The organism is Wolbachia endosymbiont of Drosophila bicornuta (genome assembly GCF_028982105.1).
Classification (GTDB): Bacteria; Pseudomonadota; Alphaproteobacteria; order Rickettsiales; family Anaplasmataceae; genus Wolbachia; species Wolbachia pipientis.
Map to the genome: position 1 here is coordinate 1 of NZ_JAPQLF010000063.1, position 5,797 is coordinate 5,797.

Here is a 5,797-nt window from a genome sequence, read left to right on the forward strand (position 1 = left end):
TAGAAGCTTGATGTATTTTTTGAATATCTGCTAGAAGCCCTTCTTTTGCTAATTCTTTACTGCTTTTTTCCTTAGCAACCAATACCACCAGTACAAAACCCTACATAGTTCCTGTGTTTTATAGCAATTTCTATATAAAAGAATACTTTACTCTTTTTCTTTGCCCAGGGCTTTTTTTAAAATGTCTCTTTCTCTTGTTAGTTCTTTTTTTAGATCAAATCTTTCTTTGTCATAAGGAGCCTTTGCCTGGAAATGCGTATGCTCCAGACATTTTTCCATCATATTTTCTTACTTAACATACTGCCATCTATACCTAGATCTTTTGCTATTTTTGTACTTGCTTGACCTGTTTCTTTAACCAGCTTAACAGCTTCTAATTTGAATTCTGCTGTATATTCTCTTCTATTTGTCATATTTTGAAAAAACGTTTTATTTTACTCCAAAAACGTTTTAACTTTCTCTCTACTTTTTCTGGGTAAGGTCACTACTTGGATGACAGATAGTAGTGCGAAAGTCTCTTACAACTTACTTTTAATTAGTCTAACCCATGCGTGCCAATCCCTCTCACCAAGATTGCTTTCAAAAGATAGGAGATCCTTTACAGCTTTTGAGCAAATTTCTTCACTTGGAATTGATAACTCCTTATTTATTGCTAACGTTAAACATTGAGTTTTGCACGCTCGTTCTAAATGATATGTGTAGAACATTGCTTCTTGTATAGTCCGACCACACGTTATAGATCCATGATTACGCATTAACATGACAAAATTTTCTTTCAGATCAGCTATTAACCTCTTTCCTTCTGTATCGCTAAGTGCTAGGGAATTATAATTATGGTAAGAGATTTTATTGTAAAAGTGCAGTGCCCATTGACTTATAGGAAGCAGCCCATCTTTGAGAGAAGAAACCGCTACAATAGAAGGTGTATGCAAGTGAAAAATTGCTTGAATATCTTTCCTTGCTTGATAAACAAAACCATGAATTATATAGCCAGTTCTATTATATTGATATTCTTTGCCTTCAATTACATCTCCATCAAATGATACTTTCATTAACGAACGTTCATCTACTTCATCAAAACGCATACCAAACGGATAAATATAAAACGACTTTTGATCTTCAGAACACACTGAAAGGTGAGTATATGTATGATCATCGAACTTAAGGTAGGACAAAATCTGATAGGCATAGACTAGATCCCTTTTTACTCTGCTCTTTGTTAACAACACAATCCTCTGTTAGAATCTTCTGAAGGTTTATACGCGAAAAGAGACTTGTAGTAAACTAATAAGTCTATGCCACTCTGTCTTACTTTCTGAATACCAAACACTTTTGTGTTGTAGCTTGCTTAAAAATAGTTATCGTTATTATAGAGTTTATATACAGAATTTATGTTTTTAAATTACATAATATCTTAACTACAAAAATAATTTTCTATATAATATTTCATATGTTTTAAAGCTTCATTTTTATGTTATTATAAATGTAAGTTCCAAGATTGAAAATAATATGGTAAATATTAACACAAAAAAACAGCCAGCAGGATTTTTCATATATCTCTCTGGTCTTTCTGGAAGTGGTAAACTTTCCACAGCAATAGAATTATCTAATATGATAGACGCATTAATTGTAAATAGCAAGTTCTATAACAATGTTCAAGCTTGCTCTATATACGATGGTGTCTTTGAACGTGATCAAATACCTAAAGAAGTTCAAGATAGAATATATGGCATTATGCAAATTATGCTTCAGGTAATAGAAAATTATCCGATTCACTCAAAAAATTACATATTTATTGATGAGTTGATGGAAAATAATGACCAGAACATGAGGATGTATGATTCAATAGTAAGGCTTAGTAAAAAAATGAACACAGAAATCCTTCCTGTGGTACTTAGGTGTGATCTACCGACATTACAAAAGCGTATTGCATTAAAAAGGCAAAGAAAAAATAGGAAGGTGATTAATCTAAATAGCATGATAGAGCAATGTAGGATTAACAATTTATTTACACCACCGAGTGCTATAGAGATAGAAAATTCAAATATGAGTATAAAAGAAGTAGCTCAAGAGATAGTAAACCAGATGCACAAGCTTAGCCAAATTGCGTGTATGCAAAAAAATAGTCTATAGCAATTTCATATACTGAGGCTCATTTAAATATAGAGCTTCAACTTCATTTAATTTTTGCTTGTTCTTCAGTCTATAATGAACTAATAGCCCTGCATGGCTAGCATTTAAATTGCAATCCATATGTGTACTGCTTGTAGCGTAACCAGGGTCACATGCTGCAGTTGGACCAGACAGCGGCAATAAATTGAAATCAAATAACTGTGTATAAAACCCTTGAGCATTTTTGATTATAGCTCTGATATTTTTTTTGCTATTTGCACAAAGCAAAGATATTGCGTAGGCTTGAACTTCCAGCGCACTAACCCCGTATAACGGCTTATTTGTAGCAAGATTTATACCCTGTGCAGCTGATATACCAACTCTAATTCCAGTGAAACTTCCTGGTCCAACTACTACCGCCAAATGATCTATTTTATCATAATTATAGTTGTGCTTATCAAATAAAGTACTTAGTATTTGAAAAAATGATTCTGCATGACTATTGCTGGTGGAATTCTGCTCTACAAAACAGTTACGATCATAATCAACTATTGCTATTGAACTACCAATACCTACAGTATCAATCGCTAAAATAGACATTACTTAAGCTTATCATATAGTTTTGAAAATATTATAGTAAAGGCACCATTACCCATAACATTTGCTGAAGTGATTATTGGATCAAACACTATATACAATGCTGTAATTAACGAAAGCATTTCTGGAGAGAATTTGAGATATTTCTCAAGAATAGGTAGCATTACCATAATTCCTCCTGCAGGCACTGCCACGATAGCAAACTTAAATAACAAAAAATAGAGAAGAAAAGTTACATAATCTATTGTGAACAATGAATAACCGGAGGCAATTATCATTGATAATATCATGATAAAAAAGCAATCACCTACTAAATGAAAGCTAGCAGTTATTGGTACAACAGACGATGCTATGTCAGGTTGCTTTACATTTTTTTTGCTTCCTTCAAGAGTAAGTGGCATAGTTGCATTACTAGACATTGTGCTCATTGCAGTAATAAATGCCGGTATCATATTGCCTATACTAGCTATCCAGCTTGTGATCTTGAATGAATTTGCTGCTCCATATAAGAGGAAAACATAAAGGTAGGTTGCAGATGCTATAATAATGAAAATTATTGAGTAATCCTTAAATATTATAGATAAAACTTGATCATGCTGCATTTTTAAAGCAAGCCCAAGTACAAATATTGGAATAATCGGCGTCAAAAACGTCTTCAAAAGAAAGAGAGTTAAATCTAACATTTTGTTCGAAAGCTCTTTGCTTTTCTTGGGTAGCAGTGTGGACACTACTATGCTGGACACAAATCCACAGGCAAGGGCATAAAAATTAGAAAGCAATGCAGGCAGCCTAAACGACCATAAGGGAACAATTGTTTCTTCATACGTTATATCTTGTATTGAATGAGTGTTTTGTATGATAAAATGCCCAACAGAATAAGCCATTAAACTTGAAGCCAGATTTGACAAGAAGATCATTATAATAAGTAACAATATGAACTTTATAGCTGACTGCTTAAGATTGTTAACACTGCTAAAGATTAACGCAAAAATAATAAAAGGCATTATAAATAGCAAAACCTCTTTTATACTCAGGATCGTTGAGTACAAGAAGGTTTTTGCTTCCATTGGAACTAAATGACCAAAGAATGCAACTGAAGTGATGACCGTGAGTAAGATTAATAGTTGTAGCACGTTCTTATATACCAATGTCCTATGGACATATATATGGTAAGTTAGTTGTTAAGTAAAGCAAAACTGTCTAAACTGCACAGCAAATGACGTAATGAAAGTAGCTGACACTGGAATGACAAAGAAGAGTGAAATTAGCACTCACTTATTATTCGTGTCGTTTTCAGTAAAAGCCTCCTCCCATGTGCCTTGAGTTGCTGCACGGCTATACTCTGTTACTCTATTTTCAAAGAAATTCGTATGTTCCACGCCATTTAGTATTTCATCAAGCCACGGAATAGGATTATCATTAACATCATATATGGACTCAAGACCTAATTGCATTAACCGTCTGTTTGCTACGTAGCGTATGTAATTGCGCACTTCTTCTGCAGATAGTCCTTCAACGTCTCCGAAATTAAAAGCAAGCTTTATAAACTCATCCTCAAGCTCAACAATAGTGCGGCATGCAGAATATAATTCCTCTTTAAACTCGTCGTCCCAAATTTCATTATTCTCTTTAATAAATGTATTAAACAACATGATAATTGAATTGGTGTGCAAAGTTTCATCACGGGCTGACCAGGCAATTATTTGTCCCATGCCTTTCATTTTTCCAAAGCGTTGAAAATTGAGCAAAATTGCAAATGATGCGAATAACTGCAACCCCTCGGTAAATGCACCAAACACCGCTAGAGTTTTAGCTACATGTTTTTTATCGTGTTTTTTGCTTTCCTCGAATTCTAACATGTATTCATACTTCTTTCTCATAGCATCATACTTTAAGAATGCTTGATACTCGCTTTCTGGCATGCCAATTGTGTCTAAAAGATAAGAATAAGCTGCAATGTGTATAGTTTCCATATTGGAAAAGCTTGCAAGCATCATGCATATTTCCGTTGGCTTAAATATATTTGAATAATGCCTCATGTAGCAGTTATTTACTTCAATGTCTGCCTGAGTAAAAAATCTAAAGATCTGGGTTAGTAGATTTTTTTCTACACTTGAAAGTTTAGTTTTCCAATCCTTTACGTCATCAGCAAGCGGAACTTCCTCAGGTATCCAATGGATTCTTTGTTGCTGCAGCCACGCATCATACGCCCAAGAGTAATTAAAAGGTTTGTATATTGGATCTGCTTCTAACAATGACATAAGACACCTATTATTTTCTAAAGTAAATATTATATTAAGTGATATTGAGAATCAGTCAATTTAACTTTTTTGAAATTTGACGGCAGATAATTTATTAGTGTACTATAGCTTCAAGTAATTTATCAACAGAAATGCGAGTATTAATATCTTTTATTTTATTATTTACAGTGAGCTGCACTCACACTATTCACAATCACGGAGCTCCTGGCATTAGTGTTGAATTGTGGAGCAAGATAAAAGTAGGTGACGATAAAGAAAAAGTGGTTCACACTTTAGGATCACCAACATTAGTATCAAAGTTCGATGACAATGTTTGGTACTATGTCTCATATGAAATTAAACAAGCCAATTTTTTAGGAAAAAGGAAGTATAGTAGTAAGTCTCTGCAAATTTCATTCGACCAGGACGGTAAAGTTGAAGATACAAAAGAAACTGACATCTTAGAGAGATCTTTGGCTGTTTCTGATTGAAAGTTTGCTCAGATCTTCCTACGTCATACCGCGGTTCATTCCATAACTGTACGAACATTGCGATTTGGGCCTACCAGAAGGGTGTCATGAAAGTAGCTGACACTAGTTCCTTTATGACGGCAGTGCCCAGACTACTTGGATCCAGGAAACTTAATTGCAAGTAATGCATTGGGTTTGGTAAGTATGGGTTTTGCGTTATAGAATGAAGCACTTTTGGTGAATTTGTAAAGAAAACTGGATCCAAGTGGGCTTTGTTGCATCGCTCTTCGGATAGTAGGTAACGCACAATAAATTTATGAAGCTATCTCAAATTTAGCCATACCAATATCAGTGAACTTATTGAGCAAATAGCATTTA

6 protein-coding genes and 1 pseudogene are annotated in these 5,797 nt (G+C 34.1%); 2 read left to right on the plus strand and 5 right to left on the minus strand.

Features of this window, described 5'->3' with window-relative positions; genetic code table 11:
* A pseudogene (locus tag OZD68_RS06725) lies at window positions 1–413 on the minus strand (transposase); the annotation flags it as partial.
* 105 nt (window positions 414–518) lie between these two features.
* Window positions 519–1,229 carry a class II aldolase/adducin family protein gene (locus tag OZD68_RS01435; RefSeq protein ID WP_182309180.1) on the minus strand — a complete coding sequence of 237 codons (711 nt, stop codon included), beginning with the start codon at window positions 1,227–1,229 and terminating at the stop codon, window positions 519–521.
* Window positions 1,230–1,509: 280 nt separating this feature from the next.
* Here OZD68_RS01435 and OZD68_RS01440 point away from each other — a divergent pair, with 280 nt between their 5' ends.
* A complete protein-coding gene (locus OZD68_RS01440) occupies window positions 1,510–2,133 on the plus strand; it encodes a DEAD/DEAH box helicase family protein (RefSeq protein ID WP_155969020.1) in 624 nt (207 codons plus the stop codon).
* Here OZD68_RS01440 and tsaB read toward each other — a convergent pair.
* The 3 genes from tsaB to OZD68_RS01455 form a co-directional block, all read right to left on the minus strand.
* Window positions 2,128–2,712 (minus strand): tRNA (adenosine(37)-N6)-threonylcarbamoyltransferase complex dimerization subunit type 1 TsaB, encoded by a 585-nt coding sequence (tsaB, locus tag OZD68_RS01445; RefSeq protein WP_182309181.1) that lies wholly within the window; start codon window positions 2,710–2,712, stop codon window positions 2,128–2,130. The genes OZD68_RS01440 and tsaB overlap by 6 nt on opposite strands.
* The gene (locus tag OZD68_RS01450; protein WP_182309182.1) at window positions 2,712–3,842 is read right to left on the minus strand and encodes a cation:dicarboxylate symporter family transporter; all 1,131 of its coding nucleotides are present in this window, start codon (window positions 3,840–3,842) and stop codon (window positions 2,712–2,714) included. The genes tsaB and OZD68_RS01450 overlap by 1 nt, the downstream gene beginning before the upstream one ends.
* Window positions 3,843–3,980: 138 nt before the next feature.
* Complete coding sequence (locus OZD68_RS01455; protein ID WP_182309183.1) at window positions 3,981–4,970, minus strand: ribonucleotide-diphosphate reductase subunit beta; 990 nt, start codon at window positions 4,968–4,970, stop codon at window positions 3,981–3,983.
* Between the two features lie 131 nt (window positions 4,971–5,101).
* Between OZD68_RS01455 and OZD68_RS01460 the strand changes: the two genes are divergently transcribed.
* Window positions 5,102–5,440 (plus strand): outer membrane protein assembly factor BamE, encoded by a 339-nt coding sequence (locus OZD68_RS01460; RefSeq protein WP_182309184.1) that lies wholly within the window; start codon window positions 5,102–5,104, stop codon window positions 5,438–5,440.
* Window positions 5,441–5,797 lie beyond the last annotated feature (357 nt).

Coding starts and splice junctions, on each gene's coding strand:
- OZD68_RS01440 (WP_155969020.1), top strand. CDS start 1,510: ATGGTAAATATTAACACAAAAAAACAGCCAGCAGGATTTTTCATATAT.
- tsaB (WP_182309181.1), bottom strand. CDS start 2,712: ATGTCTATTTTAGCGATTGATACTGTAGGTATTGGTAGTTCAATAGCA.
- OZD68_RS01455 (WP_182309183.1), bottom strand. CDS start 4,970: ATGTCATTGTTAGAAGCAGATCCAATATACAAACCTTTTAATTACTCT.
- OZD68_RS01460 (WP_182309184.1), top strand. CDS start 5,102: ATGCGAGTATTAATATCTTTTATTTTATTATTTACAGTGAGCTGCACT.